Origin of the sequence: Frigoribacterium sp. UYMn621 (genome assembly GCF_040549525.1) — a bacterium.
Lineage (GTDB): Bacteria > Actinomycetota > Actinomycetes > Actinomycetales > Microbacteriaceae > Lacisediminihabitans.
The window spans coordinates 1-17,385 of the sequence record NZ_JBEPTM010000002.1 but is presented as its reverse complement, the minus strand read 5'-3'; the positions used below and the strand labels follow the sequence as shown (position 1 = coordinate 17,385).

Below are 17,385 nucleotides of genomic sequence, written 5' to 3'. Positions count from 1 at the left end.
TCCCGACATTCCGCGGCGCCCCCGTTAAGGTGGCCCTGTGTGGCGTGCCAATAGACCTCAGGATGACGACTTCTTCGCGGAGCCGAGCGATAGCCATGCCCATGCGGAGCGACAGGTGACCGCGCCACACGCGCTGACCCTCGGCGACCCCAACTATTCGCTCTCCAACGTGGCCGAGCCCACCTGGCAGGGCTGGCGGTCGCAACTCGGCGCCATCGGCGGCGTGTCTCCTCTGCTGCATTTCGTGGACGGACCGCGCACCCGCATCGAACTCGGCGCGACGCATCCGGGTGGCCTCGCGCAGTTCATCACCGGCAAGTCGACGCTGCTCTCCAACCTGATCCGGGATGACATCGCCCTGAGGGCGGCGAAGATCGCCGCCGCCGAGATCGCCGACAAGAGCCTCGAGCTCGCCACCGCTCGTGGCATCGACTCGATCCACCTGGGCATCGGGATCGCCGAGTGGCAGCACGAGGGCGTGCAGTTCCGGGCGCCCGTGCTGTTGCGTCCGCTGGCGATCCGCCGCTACGGCAGCAACTTCGAACTCAAGCTCAAGGGGGCGCCGTTCCTCAACCCGGAGCTCTCCCGTGCGCTCGAGGCACAGTTCCAGATCTCCCTCGATGCCGAAGCCTTCGTGGCGCTCGCCGAGGAGGACGGGTCGTTCAAGCCCAATCCCGTGATCGATCGGCTGCGCGGCCTCACCTCGCATCTCGAGTGGTTCAATGTGCAGCCTCGACTCGTCGTCTCCTCCTTCGCGGACGTGTCCCGTGCCATGGAGTCCGATGCTGGCGACCTCGAACATCCGCTGCTCGATGCCCTCGCGGGGAATCCCTCGGCCAAGTGGGCCATCGAGGAGAGCTACGCCCCGGTCGAGCCGCAGAGCCCCGACCGGCGCACCCCGGAGACCGACACCCTGCTGCTCGATGCGGATGCCGAGCAGGAGAATGTGATCGCCCAGATCGCGGCCGGCAACTCCGTCGTCGTCAAGACCCTGCCGGGCACCGGTGCAACCCAGACCATCGTGAACGCCATCGGTGCCTTGGTCAGCCAGAACAAACGCGTGCTGGTGGTCAGCGCTCGGCGCTCCTCGCTCGCGGGCATCGCGCAGCGTTTCGGGGATGTCGGTCTCGCCGGCCTCGCGGTCGCTCCCGGCACGCTTCGCCGCGACCTCATCCGCTCGATCGGTCGCAACGAGAAGTCCCGCGCACCCCAGATCGGCGAAGTGGATGACGCCCTCGTTCGCCTGCGCAAGGTGCTGCTCGACTACCGCGGCGCGGTCGCGCGCACCGACCCGGCACTGCGAGTCTCGGTGCTCGACTGCCTCACCGAGCTCTCCCGCCTCGCACTCCTGCCCGACCCGCCCGCGACCACCGCGCGACTGTCCCGCCAGTCCGTCGAGCTGATGGCGGATGATCGCGCCGGCGCCGCCCGCGCGATGGTCGAAGCCGCCGGCCTCGGTGAGTTCCGCTACGGCCCGGGTGATTCGCCCTGGTACGGAGCCACCTTCGCGACCAGCGAGGCGGCTTCGCGCGCGCACGCCATCGCCAAGCAGCTGCACCACACCGAGTTGCCGCGCCTGCTCGAACGGGCGAGCGACCTCATCTCCGGCACGCGCATGCGGCCATTCGAGACGATCAACGAACTCGGCATCTACCTTCGGCTGCTCATCGACATCCGCGATACCCTCGACCGTTTCCTTCCCGTGGTGTTCGACCGTTCGCTCAGCGAGCTGATCGCGGCGACCTCCGCCCGCAAGGATTCCCGGGAGATGTCCTCCGCGAACCGACGCCGGCTCAAGAAGCTCGCGCGAGAGTACGTGCGTCCTGGCGTGCACATCGGTGACATCAACGAGAGCCTGCAGCACATCCAGCAGCAGCGCATCCTCTGGCAGCGTTTCGTCGCTGCGGGAGTCACGCCGGAGGTCCCGGTCGGCATCGCCGACGTGCAGGTGGCCTACCAGCAGGTGGCCCAGGACCTCGATTTCCTCGATGAGCCGCTCGGTGCGGTGACGCGCGAGACGCAGCTGATCCATCTGCCGATCCACATCCTCACCGAACGGATCGCCGCTCTCGCCGCCGATTCGGATGTGCTGAACAACCTCCAGGAGCGCGCCGAGGTGCGCGCGACCCTCCGTCACCTCCAGCTCGACCCGCTTCTCGACGACCTCGCTTCACGCCATGTGCCCGACGAGCAGGTCGCTGCCGAACTGGAACTCGCCTGGTGGCAGTCGGCACTCGAGTCCCTTCTCGAAGCCGATCGCGCCCTGCTCAACGCGAACACCTCGGTGCTCGATCGGCTCGAGGCGGACTTCCGGCTCGTGGACGAGGCCCACGCCGCCGGAAGCGCCCAGCTGCTGGCCTGGCAGCTCGCCGAGAACTGGAGCATCGGTCTCGTGGACTGGCCGGAGGAGGCGAGCGCGCTCAAGACCTCCCTGCGCGGCGGAGCGGTGGATGCCCGAGACCTGCAGGAGGCCGCCCCGCACCTCTCACGGACGATCGCGCCGGTCTGGCTCGCGTCGCCGTACGAGGTGGCCGGCATCACCGACACCCTGGCCTTCGACTCCGTCGTTCTGGTGGACGCCGGCGCCACGACTCTCGCCGAGAACCTGGGCGCCATCCGCCGCGGCAAGCAGACTGTCGCCTTCGGCGATCCGGTCACCCAGACGCCGTCGCCCTTCACCATCGGGTTGGCCGGTGCCGTCGATGCCTCACCGCTCGACGCCGAGGCGCTCGACGCCCTGCACGCCGATTCCGCGCTCGCCCGACTGTCGTCCCTCCTGCCAACCCTCGCTCTCACCCGCAGCTACCGTGCCGGCGGGGAAGACCTCGCCGAACTGGTCAATCGCCGCTTCTACGCCGGCAAGATCGAGTCGTTCCCGTGGGCCGGGAGCTTCCTCGGGCACGGAAGCATCCGCCTCGACTTCCTGGCCGACGGATCTGGCATGCCCGACCCGGAATCCGGCGGCGTGGAGAGCGTCGACGCAGAGGTCAATCGTGCGGTCGAGCTCGTCATCGAGCACGCCGCAACCCGCCCGCACGAATCCCTCATGGTGATCACGGCCAGCGCCCGCCATGCGGTGCGTGTGCAGCAGGCCGTGCTCGCGGCCACCTCTGGCCGCCCGGAGCTCAGTGACTTCGTGCTCGGCGACCGCCCGGAGCCCTTCACGGTGACGACGATCGAACAGGCCGTCGCGCAGAGTCGCGACCGCGTGATCTTCTCCATCGGCTACGGACGCACCCCGCACGGAAGGGTGCTCTCGGACTTCGGCGCCCTCGGACGTCCGGGGGGAGAGCGGCTTCTCGCGGTCGCGATGACCCGCGCTCGCCGTTCCATGGTGATCGTCACCTGCTTCGAAGCGCAGGACATCGACGAGGATCGCATGCACTTCGGCGCGATCGCCCTCGCGGAGATCCTCACCGACGTGACCGCCCGCAACGCGCTCGGAGCATCCTCGGACGACAGCGAGCCGATGCTCGTCGACCTCGCCAGGCGCCTGCAGCTGCGCGGCCTGCGCGTGGCCCTCGGTCACCGCGGCAAGCTCGGGCTCGTGGCATCCCACCAGGGCATGTGCCTCACGATCGAGACCGACTCCGTACTGCACGGCTCGAGCCTCCGGGAGTCGCTGCGGCTGCGGCCCGAGATGCTGCGTCGCCTCGGATGGCACTACCTGCGTGTTCACGCTTTCGAACTCTTCAGCGAGCCGGATGTCGTCGCGGACCGCATCGTGACGATGCTCGGTGCGTCGGCGGTGGCTCCGGAGACCCAGCCCATCCCGATCGTTGGCACGGCCGGTAGTGCGGCACAGCAGGTCTGACGTGGGAAAGCACGACGCCCCCACGCCGCGCGATCGACCGCGCCGACGGGTGACCACCGAGGCGATCGCCGGCTCAGACCCGAACCCGCAAAAGGAACCTCCTCGTCACGCCGAGAACGAGAATGACGAACGGCTGAAGGCCGACAGGCCGCCCCACTGGGGCCAGACGCACTGATCATCGCCCGGGTCGTTCCGAGTCGCACTCACCCACGACATCCGGGCCATCGCGGCTACTCCGGGCCGGCCTGCCGACCCCTTGTGACTGCACTGGCCCGGATTACTGCGCCGGAAGGCCGGCGGAAAAGTCACTGAGCGGCGTGCGCTCCACCGCTCGGCGCGGTTGCGGGCAGACTGTGGTCACCCTCGGGCGACGGGCGCCCGGCGAGCAGGTCGCGGATCTGGATGAGCAGCTCGGTCTCGGTGGGCGGCAGGTCGGTGGGCGTGGCCTCCTCCTCCTGCTTCTGCTTGGCGAAAGCGATCTTGCCCAGGTGGTTGACCGGCAGCACGATCGCGAAGTAGACCACGAAAGCGATAATCAGGAACTGGATGATCGCGGCGAGCACCGCACCGAAGGCGATCACTCCCGGCTTGCCCCCGCCGATCGCGGGGATGGTGACCTGGAACGCCTTCGTCAGGTCTGATGCGTTGAACAGCACTCCGATGATCGGATTGAATATGCTCGCCACCAGCGCGGTGACGATCGCGGTGAACGCCGCGCCGATGATGATGCCGACCGCGAGGTCGATCACATTGCCGCGGAGAATGAATTCTTTGAAACCTTTGAGCACGGAGACTCCTCTGCTGTCGCTCATCGAGAGCTACGAACCGGCGGGACCGGTGGGGGATTTCGAAGATACCGTGCCAGATTTCGGGGCGGGGGATTTTGCCGCTTGTGTTTCACTCTTCGAGCTACTTTTTTCGGATTTCGCGGCGGGAGCATCGGATTTCGTCGCGGATGACGACTCCGCTGGCGACGACGACGAGCTCGACGAGCCCGACGCTGTCTTCGAGTTCTCCGCCCGGCTGTCGTTGCGGTAGAAACCGGAGCCGGTGAAGCTCACGCCGATAGAGTTGAAGACCTTGCGCAGCTGGGACTGGCCGCAGTTCGGGCAGACGGTCAGGGAGTCATCCGTGAACGCCTGGTACTGGTCGAACGCGTAGTCGCAGTTCGCACAGCGGTAGGAATAGGTGGGCACGGAGGTCCTCAGTCGTTGGGGGGAAGTCAGAAGCTGACGATGGCGCCGGGGGTGACCACACCGTCCACGCGCTTGTCGTGCACCTCGCTCGGCACACTGTCGACCAACTCCCTGTCGAAGATCACAGCATAGACCGGCGGACACTTCTCCATGGATCCGAGGGTGCGATCGAAATAGCCGCGGCCCCACCCCATGCGCATTCCCGTGCGGTCGACGGATGCCGCCGGCACGAGAATCAGGTCGACATCATTGATGGCGATGGGTCCGAGCAGCTCGCCCACCGGCTCCGGCATGCCGAACAGGCCTTCGACCTCCGTTTCGCCGTCGCCGACGGTCCAGTCGAGCAGACCGTCATCGCGCGAGATCGGGTAGAGGATGCGGATCTTCTGAGCATCCGCCCAGTTGAGGAACGGCCGGATGTTCGGCTCCTCCGTCGTCGGAAGGTAGGCCGCGACCGAGCTCACCCGCAGTCGCGTGGCCAACTCGATGAGGTGTTCGCACAGGTGGGTGGTGGACTGTTCCCGCTCGCGGGTCGTCATGATGCGCCGGCGCTCCCGAAGCTCGGCCCGGAGGGCGCGCTTCTGGTGGCTCTCGTCTCCTGTCACTCCCGTACCCCGTTCACGGCCCCAAGTCTATGGTCCGTGTCGAGTTAACGCCGTCGAAATGGCGGTCGTATACCCTTAGCGCCATGGCCTTCACAATCACTAAAGCTGTCATTCCCGCCGCGGGTCTGGGAACACGATTCCTGCCCGCGACGAAAGCGATGCCCAAAGAGATGCTGCCCGTCGTCGACAAGCCGGCGATCCAGTATGTGGTGGAGGAGGCCGTCGCGGCCGGCCTCACCGATGTACTGATGATCACGGGTCGAAACAAGAATGCGCTCGAGAATCATTTCGACCGCGTGGGCGAGCTCGAGGCCACTCTGCTCATGAAAGGCGACATCGAGCGCCTCCGCAAAGTGAACTACGCGACCGATCTCGCCGAAGTGCATTACGTGCGCCAGGGCGACCCCAAGGGACTCGGACACGCGGTGTTGCGCGCCCGGATGCACGTGGGCCACGAGCCCTTCGCCGTGTTGCTCGGTGACGACATCATCGACGACCGGGATGTTCTGCTCTCTCGCATGCTCGAGGAGCAGGGCAAGCGCAATGCCACGATCGTCGCACTGCTCGAGGTCGACCCCGCGCAGGTGCACATGTACGGAATCGCCACCGTCGAGGCCACCGACGACGAGGATGTCGTGCGGATCACCGGACTGGTCGAGAAGCCCACCCGCGAGAAGGCTCCCTCCAATTACGCGATCATCGGTCGCTACGTTCTGCAGCCCGAGATCTTCGACATCCTCGAGCACACTCCCGCCGGCAAGGGCGGCGAGATCCAGCTCACGGATGCGCTCCAGACGCTCGCGGCCAACCCGAGCATCGCGGGCGGCGTGTACGGTGTCGTCTTCCGTGGTCGCCGCTACGACACCGGTGATCGTCTCGACTACATCAAGGCCATCGTGCAGCTCGCGGTCGACCGTGATGACCTTGGCCCGGATCTGCGCCCGTGGCTCAAGGACTTCGCAAGCACCCTCGAGTAGTCGATGGTCGAGTGCCCGCGGTGGGCGAGTGGCCCCTCCGCGGCCGTATCGAGACCGGAACCGGCCCGGCTCTAGACTGGTGCGGTGGCGACTCCGATCCCTACCCTCCGTGAGGGCAAGACGACTATCCGCCCCATCCGTCTGCGCGATGCACGAGTGCTCGAGCGCGAACTCCTCGAGAACCGCGGCTGGCTGCGCAAATGGGAAGCGACAAACCCGCACGGGGCGATGAGTTTCGATGTGCGCTCCAGCATCCGCAGTCTCCAGGCCAACGCGCGCGCCGGTTTCGGCCTTCCCTTCGCCATCGAATACGACGGGGAGTTCGCCGGGCAGCTCAACGTCTCGGGGATCACCTACGGCTCCCTCTCGTCGGCGACCATCGGATACTGGGTCTCAGAACGCTTCGCCGGCAAGGGAGTGACGCCGACGGCGGTCGCGCTCGCGAGCGACTACGCCTTCTTCCAGGTGGGGCTGCATCGCATGGAGATCTGCATCCGTCCGGAGAATGCCCCGAGTCTGCGCGTGGTCGAGAAGCTGGGCTTCCGGTATGAGGGGCTTCGGCGGCGCTACATCCACATCAACGGCGATTGGCGCGACCATTTCTGTTTCGCCCTCGTCGCAGAGGAGCTTCCTTCTGGGGTGCTGAGGCGCTGGCTCGATGGACGCGTGCCCGAGGGGGCAGGGGTCGTGCCCCAGGCGGACTGGGATGCGTCCCTCCAGCGCGGAACACACCCTCGGTAATCGAGGCTTAATCGGCCGAGCCCTCGTACCGTAGGGCTATGGGTGCTGAAGGAGTCGGATCGGGCGTGATCATCGCCCTTGCCGCCGTGCTCTGGCTCGCCTACCTCGTTCCCACGTGGCTCCAGCGTCGGGAGTACCTCGCGACCGAACGCAACGCGCTCCGCCTGCAGCAGACACTGCGCATCATGGCCGAGACGTCCGAGGTGCCGCTCGAGGTGCGTGCCGAGACGACCGCTCGCAGCGCCGCCCAGCAGGAGCGCGTGCTCAAGAAGCAACTGCAGCGCACCGCGGCCATTGCCGAGGCGCAGGATGCCGCGGTCGCGCGAGCCGCCGCCCGCCGCTTGGCCGAGACCCAGCCCGCTATCGCCGCGGATGTCGCGGCAAGTTCTCCCGCCTCCCGCCGCCTTCGCCGTTCGCGGGCGATCACCTCGGCGGTGCTGTTCGCCGCGCTCATCACCTCCGGCTTCGGCGTCGTGCAGCTTCTCGCCTCCGGTTCCTGGATGCTCCTGGCCGTCGGCGCCGCCGTGACGGCCGGCAGCATCGGCATGCTCGGGCAGATGGCATCCGTCGGCCGCACCCGGGCCGCACTCGCCCGCAGCCTGCGCTCCCGGCCCGTCGTCGTCGAAGCCCCGCGAGCGGTGGTCGCGCCCCCGGCCCCCGTGCAGACGACCTGGACGCCGGTGCCCGTGCCGAAGCCACTGTATATGTCTCGTCCCGCGCCGGAGAGGTCACTCGTCGCGTCGCTCGAGGCCGCCGCAGAGCTGCGCCAGGCCGCAGCGGATGCCGAGCGCCGCCTCCGCGAGGCGTACGAGGCCCCGGAGGTCACTCCGATCAGGCCCGCTGCACCGACGGTTCCCAGCCGGTTCGCCCGGATGGGTTTCGTCGAAGAGCAGCCGGAAACGCACACGGACCTCGATGCCGTGCTGCGCCGCCGTCGCGCGTAGCGCCGAGGAGGCGTCACTGCGCCGATGCACCTCGTGAAAGTGATAACGTAGCAACGCAGTACGGGCCCTTGGCGCAGTTGGTAGCGCGCCTCGTTCGCATCGAGGAGGTCAGGAGTTCGAATCTCCTAGGGTCCACGAAACCCCCGGTTCTCCGGGGGTTTTTTCCGTTAAGCGGCGGTGTTGCCCACGTTTTGCCCACGGTTTGAGCGGGCTGAATTACCGGCGATTCACACGCATTTATGCCCAGGGGTTCACGATTGGGACGCCCGTCGGACTTGGATTCACGCCGACGGAGGCGGGAGCGCCGAAGATCGCGAGCGCCGCAGCGGTGATCTGTGACACCGTGAATTCATCCAGCTGGCGGTCTACTTCGAGGACCAGCGGGGAGCGGTCGTCCTTCTGTCGTTCGGGGACGCCGGCGAGGTAGAGCTGCTCTATGCCGAAGGTCTCCGCCGCGTCGCGCAGATCCGCCAGCTTGCCGATCCACAGCTGCTGGAGTGCGAGCTCCTCGGGTTCCAGAATTTCGCCGATGAGCGCGCCCAAGATGTCGGAGTTATCGTGGAGCCGCCGGCGCTCGACGTAGTGCTTTTGGGCTATCTCGCGTGTGTTGCCCATCTGCTCCGCGGCGGCGTCAACTCCGCGCTCGTGGGCAATGCGGGTTGCCCCGAGTTTCCGCGCGGTCCTCGGGGTCATCCCCTCAACAGCGGTGCCGGCGATGGCAGCCCTCCACAGGATGCGCATAGAGGTCTGTGCGAGCGGATGTCCGTGCTTGTGTCCGAAGACGAAGGGACCCGGCAGGTTCTGCGCCCGACGGGCACGAAGCGCCACCGCAAGTCTCTCGGGAATGACCAGGTCGCGACCTTCCTCTACCGCTTCGTCACCGGTCTTCGTGCGGCTTTGCCTGACCGTGCTCATCTGGCCCTCGACCGCGGAACCGCCTTTGAGGAAGATGATGGTCCCGTTGATGTTGACTGTTGGGACGGGGCCGTCAAGGTGGACGTCCTCAGCCCAGCGGAGCCCGAGTACCTCACCAGGCCGAGCAGTGGTTGCGATGACGGTATCGATCAGAAGGGGCAGCAGCTGCGCGTCTGCGTAGGGGTTGTCCGAGGCGTACGGGGTCTTCGCCCAGTTGAAGACAGCCCGCCGGAGCTCGCTGGCTTGATCGTCGGTGATGGCCCGCGGCCGTTTGGTACGAATGGTCACAGTCGTTGCGTCTCGCACCGGGCTTATCGAGACAAGACCCCGCTGCACCGCAAGGTTGAAGGTGTTCGAGAGGACCACGCGAGCCTGCTTGGCAACCGAGGGACGCCCTCGCTGCGTCTCAGTGCCATGCAGAATGGCGGTGATCAGCTCAGAGACGACCTGAACGGTGACCTCTTTGAGGCGGAGCTGCCCGATTCCGAAGGGACCGCTGAGGACATCCTTGTTCGCAATCCGTTCGTACTCGTTCAAAGTCTGCGGGGCGATGTCGCCGAGATCGCGCTCGGTAGCGACCCACACAGCGACGAACTCCGCGAGGGTCATTTCTTTTCTCAGGCGAAGTTCACTCCGGACCTGGATAGAACGTGATGCATAGGTATCAGGATCCGCCAGTAAGGCATTCAGCCGCGCTCGGGCCTCAGCAGCCCCGCTGCGGGAGAATGCCTCCTTCTGCGTCACCTGGCCTGAATGTAGCCGGATACGGGCCGTAGCGCGCCAGGTGACGCTCTTCGGGATGGCTTTGGTTCGGGTCGGTGGGGTGGGCAGCCCGGCGGCAATCGCGTCGCGACCCTTCGCCTCTTGGAGGGCCCGGATCGCTTTGGGGTCGAGCTTCTGGACCCGAACATCTCCGTGGCCGCCGGGGGAGAGGGCAGCGCGTGGGTTCATGGGCTGATCCTCGCACAAACCGTGGGCAAATACGGAAGCCGTTGCTTTTGGTCTAGCGGCACGGCCAGCAGACGAGCGAAGCCGGGGGAGTACTCGCTTGGTATGCCGCGCATAGACCGGGTACGGCCGGCCTGCGCCCGATTCGCCCGAAGCCTCGCGCGCGGGCCGGCTCGCCGCGCACAGGGCCGACATGCACATACAAACGAAGCCCACCACCTACTGCACCTCCGCCCGTGCCTGAGCGCGGGCCCGTAAAAACCACGCGGATTGCCGCGACCGGCGAGGCTGTGAACGGCTTCGAGGGCATCTTCGAATCCGTGGATGCCCTTGTCGAAGCGATTGTCGGGTCGCCTCCGCAGTACGGCTCGCCTTCGACCAGCGCGGACTACCTGTTCGCCCGTACGGTCGAGCTCTGTAATCTCATGCAGATGTCCGAGATGCTGGCTCACAGCGAGAGCGTGGAGGCGCTGGGCGAGTCAAAACGGAGCGAGTTAGACCGAAGCCGGGCTGAGCCGCCCGACGTCGTCTTCTGGAGGGAGATTCCGCGACTGATCTTGATGCAGCACCGACGGGATGGAAAGTTTGTCCGCGTGCTCGGGAACGTCGCCACTGTCCGGATCTACCACGGGCCGGTGAAGTGGCTGCTGGGGCTGCGGGAGATCGGCGCGCTGTCGTGGATGGTGATGCCGGACGAATGATGGTGCCTGAGGCTTAGTCGGTTGAGGAGGGTTGCCCAGACGTGCGCCACGACCTCGACCTGGGCGCTTGACGGGCGACGATGAGAGAGAATCCGTCGCGGGCTGCCAATAGAGTCGAGAATGCGCCGCGGTGGGTGGCGCCGTGAGCACGATGGACCCCAATGTCACTGATCGCAACCGAAAAGCACCACCTCACTCAACGACAGCTGGAGTCCGCGTTGTGGACCGCAGCGAACGCTCTGCGGGGACCGGTCGACCCCGGCGACTTCAAGGGATACGTCTTCCCGGTCATGTTCTTCAAATGGGTGTCCGATAATTGGGACTTCCACCACGCCGAAGCCCTCGCTGAATACGGTGACGACCTCAATGACGAGATCGAAGCCGATTTTCAGGCGTTCGCAATTCCTGACGGCTGCCACTGGTCTGACGTCTTCGAGACGACCACCAACGTCGGCTCGAAGCTCTCGAAGACTCTCCTCACCATCCAAGAAGCCAACCCTGGTGCACTCGATGGCGTGTTCGGCGACGTCAACTGGGCCAACCAAGAACGGCTCCCCGAGTCCGCCCTTGTCGAGCTGTTGAACGCATTCCACAAGCTCGATCTGACACCAAAGTCCGTAAACGGTGACATGCTCGGCGCCGCGTACGAGTACCTTCTCAAAGAGTTCGCGGAAGCTTCCGGCAAGAAGGCCGGCGAGTTCTTCACCCCGCGTCACGTCGTGCACCTGCTCGTCAAGATTCTCGACCCGAAGCCCGGCGACTCGATTGCCGACCCCGCCTGCGGCTCCGCTGGGATGCTGGTCGAAGCCGTCCACGCGGTCGACGACAACCGCGGCGACTCCCGCACCCTCAGCCTGTACGGCCAGGAGATCAACCTCACCACCTCCGCGATCGCGAAGATGAACTTGTACCTGCACGGATTGCAGGACTTTCAGATCGTCCGCGGGGATACGTTCTCCGAGCCGAAACTCCTCGACGGCGACGAGCTTCGGAGGTTCGACGTCACGGTGGCAAACCCGCCGTTCTCGCTCCAGAACTGGGGAGCAGACAACTGGGCGCGCGACCCGTTCGGACGTTCGATCGGGGATGTCCCACCCGCGAAGAACGGCGACTACGCCTGGATTCAGCACATCGTGTCGACAATGAAGCCGGGTGTTGGCCGAGCCGGCATCATCATGCCGCACGGCGTTCTTTTTCGTGGCGGCAAGGAAGCGGTCATCCGCGAGCAGCTGATCCGCTCCGACCTCCTCGAAGCCGTCATCAGCCTACCGACCAACCTGTTCTACTCGACCTCCATCCCCGTCTGCATCCTCGTGTTCCGGAAGCAGAAATCAGCCTTACGCGTCGGCCGTGTGCTGTTCATCGACGCGACCAAGCGGTACCAGCCGGGCAAGAACCAGAACGTCATGTCCGAGGACGACATCACCGTCATTGACACGGCCTACAAGCTCGGCGAGGACACCGACGGCGACGGTGGGCTCAGCCTCCGCCTCGTCGACCTGGCTGAGATCGAGGCCAACGGATTCGACCTGAACATCGGTCGGTACATCAAGGGTGAGACCGCGGCCGAAGCCAACGTGGAAGAAGCGCTCGTGCTCTTGCGTGAAGCACGTGAGCGGCTCGAAAAGGCGCAGGCCGTGCTCGACGAGAAGCTGATTGCGGCGGGATTCTGATGCGGGAGGGGTGGTCCGTCAAACAGATAGAGGCTGTGGCCGACACGCGTCTGGGCAAGACGCTTCCACAAGGATCGGGACGCGTTGATGGCGGCCAGCGATACCTTCGAAACGTGAATGTCAGATGGGGTCGAGTCACGACGGACGACCTGAACACGATGGACTTTTCTGAGCGTGAACAGAGCGAGCTAGAGCTGCGAGCCGGTGACGTCCTTGTGTGCGAGGGCGGAGAAGTCGGTAGATGTGCACTTATCACCGAAGACATGCCCGGTGTGTACTTTCAAAACGCTATTCACCGCCTCCGTAGCAGCGGGGCTGTAGTGCCGGCTTTCCTTGCCTACGCAATTGAAAATCTTGTCTCCTCCGGTGGCTTGGAAGGAGTCACTTCGCAGGTGACCATCGCACATCTCAATCAGACAAAACTGCGTGCTCTTGAGCTGCTGATCCCTCCACTCGCCGAGCAGCACCGCATCGTTGACCTGATCGAATCGTTGGACGAGGCGATTGAGGCGGCAGAGGAGTCAGAATCCCGATCTCTCAGTGCCTACTCTGCGGTGGCGGGAGGTTTGAAAGGGCCGATGACGCCGCTGTCAGCGATTCTCGAAAAGATCGAGGCCGGCAAGAGCCCCAGCGGCGAGGAGCGGCAGCCTCTGGCTGACGAGAGGGCCGTGTTGAAGGTAAGTGCAATCGGCGCCAACGGCTTTGACGCGGACGAAGTGAAGACGGTTGCGCCGAATGTGGAACTCTCGTCATTGACACGCGTCACGAGCGGTGATCTCCTTATGGTGCGAGCCAACGGTGTCCTCTCTCGCGTGGGGGCGGTCTGCTTGGTTCCGGCAGTTGGCGATCGCTACTACCTTTCCGACAAGACCCTTCGGTTGATTTCCAACCCGAATCTTGTAGCGCCAAACTGGCTATTGGCGGCCCTTCGTGCGCCCGGTGTACGACACCAAATCGCGCAGTTGACAGGCGGATCTGACATGCGAAACATCACTCAAAAAGCGATTCTAGAGCTGAGAATTCCGTGCCCGAACTTGGACATTCAAGCGCCTACATCCGAATTGCTTCAGGCATTAGTTGGTAGCGCTACGGCCGGTCGAGACCACGGGCTCGCCCTCCGCCATCTCCGCACCGACCTCCTCACCGCTCTCCTCTCCGGAACCCATGAGATCCCCGTGTCCTACGACGACCTACTACCGGATGCAGCGTAAATGGCCTCTTTCTCTGAACTCTCAGTGGTGCAGAAACCTGTCATCGACCTGCTGGTCGGGAACGGTTGGACGCACATCCCCGGCAGCGCTCTGCAGCGCGACCGTACAGCCTCGATTGTCGAGTCGGAGGTTCGTGCTGCACTCATCCGGCTGAACCCGCTGATCGCGGCGAAACCGGACCGTGCCGATGAGGTGCTGTTGCAGCTCCGCCGGGCGCTAGGGCAGACGCGGGACAAGGGCCTCGTCCAGGCGAACAAGGATCTGCTTCCGTGGTTGCGCGGCCTTCACACCATTCAGTTCACTGACCATGATGTGCACGAGCCGATCCGGTTCATTGACTTCGAGGACCGGGCAGCCAACAAGTTCGTGATCTCGGACGAGGTGACCTTCGGACCGATCGGCGATTCGTGCCGGTTTGACATCGTGCTTTGGGTGAACGGACTCCCGCTGATCGTCGGAGAGGCGAAGTCGATGACAGACTCCGTGCTCTCCTGGTTCAACGGCGCCAAGGACATTCACGACACCTATGAGAAGGGCCATCCGGAGTTCTTCGTCGCCAACGTACTGTCATTCGCGACCGACGGCCGTGAACTCGAATACGGGGCTGTTGGTCGGGACCCGAGCGAATGGGCGGCGTGGGGTTCCACCGACTCCAAGGCGACTCTCGGCGGCTGGGAGCGCGTGAAACTCAGCATCCAGTCGTTGCTCAACCCGACCACCGTTCTCCGTATCCTTTCCGATTACGTGCTATTCGAGAACGACGACCGTGACGGGAAGACCGTCCTTTCGAAGATCGTGCCCCGCTACCCGCAGTACGAAGCGGTCGAAGCCATCTTCAACCGGGTGCTCGAAGGGAAGAAGAAACGCGGGCTCGTCTTCCACACGCAAGGGTCCGGCAAGACCCTCGCCATGGCGTACGCCGCAGTGAAGCTCATGCGTTCCGCGAAGCTGAATAACCCGACCTTGGTGCTCATTGCTGACCGTGTCCAGCTTGTCCAGCAAACCTATGACCAGTTTCGCGTCACAGGTATGCCAGCCCTCGCGGTCGCCAAGAGCACCGGCGATCTGAGGGAGTTCCTCGCCACCGATCAACGCGGAGCGATCTTCACCACCGTCCACAAGTTCAACGGTGCCGGCCTCCTGAACGAACGCGACAACATCATCGTCCTCATCGACGAAGCGCACCGCACGCAAGAAGGTTCCCTCGGCCAGCAGCTCCGTGCAGCGCTCCCGAACGCGTCGTTCTATGGCTTCACCGGCACCCCGATCGCCGACTCGGACCGGAACACCTACACACTGTTCGGCGATCCTGACGACCCCGGCCACGCCCTGAACACCTACGACTCCGACCGGTCGATCGCCGACGGCATGACCGTCCCCATGCACGTCTCGGCCCGCCTGGTGAAATTCAACATCGACAAGGAAACCTTGGAGGCTGAGTTCCAAGCGCTCGCGCTGGCCGAGAATCTTGACGACGCCGACAAGGAAGTCCTCGCTAGTAAGCTCGGGCGCTTGTCCACGTTCGTGGCGAACCCGGAGCGGATCCGGGCTGTCTGTCAGGACATTGTCGACTTCTTCTACTCCACGGTCGACCCGCTCGGCATGAAGGCCCAGATCGTCGTCTATGACCGGGCGATGTGCGCTGCGTACTCCGACGAACTCCAACGACTGCTCACCGAACGCGCTGCGGCGCGTGACGAACCCGCGGACGAGGTCGCCGTGGTCATGCATGTCACAGGCAAAGGCGACGAGGATCTCGCACGATTCAAACTGAGCGACACCGCGGAGGAGAGGATCCTGAACCGGTTCCGATCAGCTCACGACCCTTTGAAATTCATCATCGTCACCTCAAAACTTGGCACCGGCTTCAATGCCCCTATCGAGGGCGTCCTATTTTTGGACCGGCCCCTAAAGCTGCACACCCTCTTCCAGACGATCACCCGCACGAACCGGACTTGGAAGAACCCGGATACAGGGCAGGAGAAGCAGTACGGGCTTGTAGTCGACTATTTCGGACTAGGCGAAGGATTCGCACGGGCGATGCTGCCCGCCGACCCAGACCGGAAACAACGCGAGGTCGAAACTGACGGGCTTCTCGATGTGTTCGAGGAAGAGCTCGCCTCAATTCTGGAACGGTTCTCCGGAATCGATCGGTCGGCCAGGGACTTCGCCTCGTTTGAGGAAGGGCGGCGACGGCTGCCCGACGTGACAGCGGTGGAACGCTTCACCGCCAAGTACGGCATCGTCTCTGGGATCTGGGAGGCGCTCTACCCGGAGATGCGGTTGGAGCAGCACAGGGACGACTACGTCTGGTTGACCAAGATCTACAACGGAATGTCGGACCGTGATCTCTCCGCGACGCGGATCTGGCGAAAGCTCGGCGCGAAAACTCTCGCGCTCGTGCATAACAACATCAACGACTTCGAAGTTTCCGACCCTGGGTTCAACGCTGTTCTCGCTGACGAGGAGACCATCAATCGACTTCGCGAGAGGGGGTTGATCGGACCTGGCGTCAATTCCGATAATCTGGCGAAGACCGCAGCCCAGACCGTTGACGACATCGCCACCAGGATCAAGCGGCGACTGGCGGGCCCGGCCGGTGGCCATCCCATCTACCGATCGCTCGCGGATCGCCTCGAAAAGCTTCGAGAGGCTCAACTGATGCGCTCAAGCGACTCGATCGACTACCTGCACGAGATCTTTGTTCTCGCGCGCGACCTCACTCTGGCGGAAAAGGTGGAAGAAGAGGCCGGCGTCGAAGGTCTCAACTTGTTACCGGATCCTCGGGTCGGCGCGCTCACGCAAATCTTCGAAGAGTACGCGCCAGCCGACGCTCCGGTCATACTCGGAAACGTGGTCCGTTCGATCGACGACATCGTCACTGACGTGCGATATGACGGCTGGCACAAGGATCGGCGAGGCGACAAACTCGTGCGCATCGAGATTAGGCGCGTTCTCAGGGGGTATGGTCTTCCGATGACCGGGGAACTGTTTGATCGGGCTTACGCGTACATCGCCGCAAACTACTAAGAATCCGATGCGCAGGCGACAAGCTCGCGGTCAGACAGGTTTGTTGGGCGCGATCGCGCCGATTAGGCGTGACGGTAGCTGAAGCTTTGCGGGATTGAGGGACGGGGTTCGAGCTCGTGCAAGGCGACCGGCGTCTCATAACGTGTAGCGCCCTGCACGACAAATGCCACGGCTTCAGTCTTCTCGGCGAAGTAGCTCTGGTATTCGCTGTGTTCGATAATCCCTACGGCTCCGAAAGAGGACCAGATAGTCTCGGGAGAATCAACGACCGTTTCTCCTATGTGGAACTCGCCAACGATTCTCTGCACGGGCGCAGTCGCGTAGATCCAGACCGTCCGAATGTCCTCAGCCAGACGTCGTTTGCGAAACTCGACCTTCTTAGTCCCGTCGAGAATCGCCTCTGCATAGACGGGGTGGATGGCCATCAGGGCTACTCGGCTAGTTGCTGGTGCACCCATTCGATCCCCTTCGAGTTATTGACTTGCGTAACCTGTTGAGGAGGTCCGTTGAGTACTTTTTTGGCGATCGGTCAAGCCCCAAGTAGTGGTGTAACTGCTGATCCTTCGTTTCAGGCGCTGAGGGCCATGATCGTGTCGGTGTTCACCTCGCTTCCGGTGTCGGCAACTGCTC

Annotated in this window: 13 protein-coding genes and 1 tRNA gene; 9 read left to right on the top strand and 5 right to left on the bottom strand. The window is 64.2% G+C overall.

All coding sequences use genetic code 11. The features are described 5' to 3' along the window. Positions 1 to 37 precede the first annotated feature (37 nt). On the top strand, positions 38 to 3,814 hold the full coding sequence (locus ABIB54_RS04070; RefSeq protein WP_502917058.1) for an AAA family ATPase: 3,777 nt from the start codon (positions 38 to 40) through the stop codon (positions 3,812 to 3,814). A gap of 305 nt (positions 3,815 to 4,119) precedes the next feature. Here ABIB54_RS04070 and mscL read toward each other — a convergent pair whose 3' ends face one another. From mscL to ABIB54_RS04055, 3 genes are read right to left on the bottom strand one after another with little or no spacing between them, the layout of a single operon-like run. Continuing rightward, positions 4,120 to 4,626 (bottom strand): large conductance mechanosensitive channel protein MscL, encoded by a 507-nt coding sequence (gene mscL, locus ABIB54_RS04065; RefSeq protein ID WP_354574261.1) that lies wholly within the window; start codon positions 4,624 to 4,626, stop codon positions 4,120 to 4,122. Positions 4,627 to 4,632: 6 nt separating this feature from the next. Next, positions 4,633 to 5,010, bottom strand: coding sequence for an FmdB family zinc ribbon protein (locus ABIB54_RS04060; RefSeq protein WP_354574260.1), 378 nt, complete (start codon positions 5,008 to 5,010; stop codon positions 4,633 to 4,635). Between the two features lie 26 nt (positions 5,011 to 5,036). Continuing rightward, positions 5,037 to 5,615 carry a 5-formyltetrahydrofolate cyclo-ligase gene (locus ABIB54_RS04055; protein ID WP_354574259.1) on the bottom strand — a complete coding sequence of 193 codons (579 nt, stop codon included), beginning with the start codon at positions 5,613 to 5,615 and terminating at the stop codon, positions 5,037 to 5,039. An 83-nt stretch (positions 5,616 to 5,698) separates the two neighbouring features. Here ABIB54_RS04055 and galU point away from each other — a divergent pair, with 83 nt between their 5' ends. The 4 genes from galU (at position 5,699) to ABIB54_RS04035 (ending at position 8,412) form a co-directional block, all read left to right on the top strand. Continuing rightward, complete coding sequence (gene galU / locus ABIB54_RS04050; protein ID WP_185201526.1) at positions 5,699 to 6,592, top strand: UTP--glucose-1-phosphate uridylyltransferase GalU; 894 nt, start codon at positions 5,699 to 5,701, stop codon at positions 6,590 to 6,592. An 84-nt stretch (positions 6,593 to 6,676) separates the two neighbouring features. After that, positions 6,677 to 7,333, top strand: coding sequence for a GNAT family N-acetyltransferase (locus tag ABIB54_RS04045; RefSeq protein ID WP_354574258.1), 657 nt, complete (start codon positions 6,677 to 6,679; stop codon positions 7,331 to 7,333). Positions 7,334 to 7,371: 38 nt separating this feature from the next. Further along, positions 7,372 to 8,277 carry a hypothetical protein gene (locus tag ABIB54_RS04040; RefSeq protein WP_354574257.1) on the top strand — a complete coding sequence of 302 codons (906 nt, stop codon included), beginning with the start codon at positions 7,372 to 7,374 and terminating at the stop codon, positions 8,275 to 8,277. 62 nt (positions 8,278 to 8,339) lie between these two features. Then, a tRNA-Ala gene (locus ABIB54_RS04035) sits at positions 8,340 to 8,412 on the top strand. 102 nt (positions 8,413 to 8,514) lie between these two features. Here ABIB54_RS04035 and ABIB54_RS04030 read toward each other — a convergent pair. Then, positions 8,515 to 9,936 (bottom strand): tyrosine-type recombinase/integrase, encoded by a 1,422-nt coding sequence (locus tag ABIB54_RS04030; RefSeq protein WP_354574256.1) that lies wholly within the window; start codon positions 9,934 to 9,936, stop codon positions 8,515 to 8,517. A 440-nt stretch (positions 9,937 to 10,376) separates the two neighbouring features. Between ABIB54_RS04030 and ABIB54_RS04025 the strand changes: the two genes are divergently transcribed. The 4 genes from ABIB54_RS04025 to ABIB54_RS04010 all read left to right on the top strand — a co-directional run bounded on the left by ABIB54_RS04025 (position 10,377) and on the right by ABIB54_RS04010 (position 16,755). After that, the gene (locus ABIB54_RS04025; RefSeq protein WP_354574255.1) at positions 10,377 to 10,841 is read left to right on the top strand and encodes a hypothetical protein; all 465 of its coding nucleotides are present in this window, start codon (positions 10,377 to 10,379) and stop codon (positions 10,839 to 10,841) included. A 161-nt stretch (positions 10,842 to 11,002) separates the two neighbouring features. Further along, complete coding sequence (locus ABIB54_RS04020; protein WP_354574254.1) at positions 11,003 to 12,514, top strand: type I restriction-modification system subunit M; 1,512 nt, start codon at positions 11,003 to 11,005, stop codon at positions 12,512 to 12,514. After that, positions 12,514 to 13,725, top strand: coding sequence for a restriction endonuclease subunit S (locus ABIB54_RS04015; protein ID WP_354574253.1), 1,212 nt, complete (start codon positions 12,514 to 12,516; stop codon positions 13,723 to 13,725). Before ABIB54_RS04020 ends, ABIB54_RS04015 begins: the two co-directional genes overlap by 1 nt. Next, entirely contained in the window at positions 13,726 to 16,755 is a 3,030-nt protein-coding gene (locus ABIB54_RS04010) for a type I restriction endonuclease subunit R (RefSeq protein WP_354574252.1), read from the top strand. A 62-nt stretch (positions 16,756 to 16,817) separates the two neighbouring features. Here ABIB54_RS04010 and ABIB54_RS04005 read toward each other — a convergent pair whose 3' ends face one another. Next, positions 16,818 to 17,180 (bottom strand): ASCH domain-containing protein, encoded by a 363-nt coding sequence (locus ABIB54_RS04005; protein ID WP_354574251.1) that lies wholly within the window; start codon positions 17,178 to 17,180, stop codon positions 16,818 to 16,820. Positions 17,181 to 17,385: the final 205 nt, after the last annotated feature.

Bases quoted from the DNA above. Each gene is read 5' to 3' on its own strand.
- mscL (WP_354574261.1), bottom strand. From the start codon at position 4,626: ATGAGCGACAGCAGAGGAGTCTCCGTGCTCAAAGGTTTCAAAGAATTC.
- galU (WP_185201526.1), top strand. From the start codon at position 5,699: ATGGCCTTCACAATCACTAAAGCTGTCATTCCCGCCGCGGGTCTGGGA.
- ABIB54_RS04040 (WP_354574257.1), top strand. From the start codon at position 7,372: ATGGGTGCTGAAGGAGTCGGATCGGGCGTGATCATCGCCCTTGCCGCC.
- ABIB54_RS04020 (WP_354574254.1), top strand. From the start codon at position 11,003: ATGTCACTGATCGCAACCGAAAAGCACCACCTCACTCAACGACAGCTG.
- ABIB54_RS04015 (WP_354574253.1), top strand. From the start codon at position 12,514: ATGCGGGAGGGGTGGTCCGTCAAACAGATAGAGGCTGTGGCCGACACG.
- ABIB54_RS04010 (WP_354574252.1), top strand. From the start codon at position 13,726: ATGGCCTCTTTCTCTGAACTCTCAGTGGTGCAGAAACCTGTCATCGAC.
- ABIB54_RS04005 (WP_354574251.1), bottom strand. From the start codon at position 17,180: ATGGCCATCCACCCCGTCTATGCAGAGGCGATTCTCGACGGGACTAAG.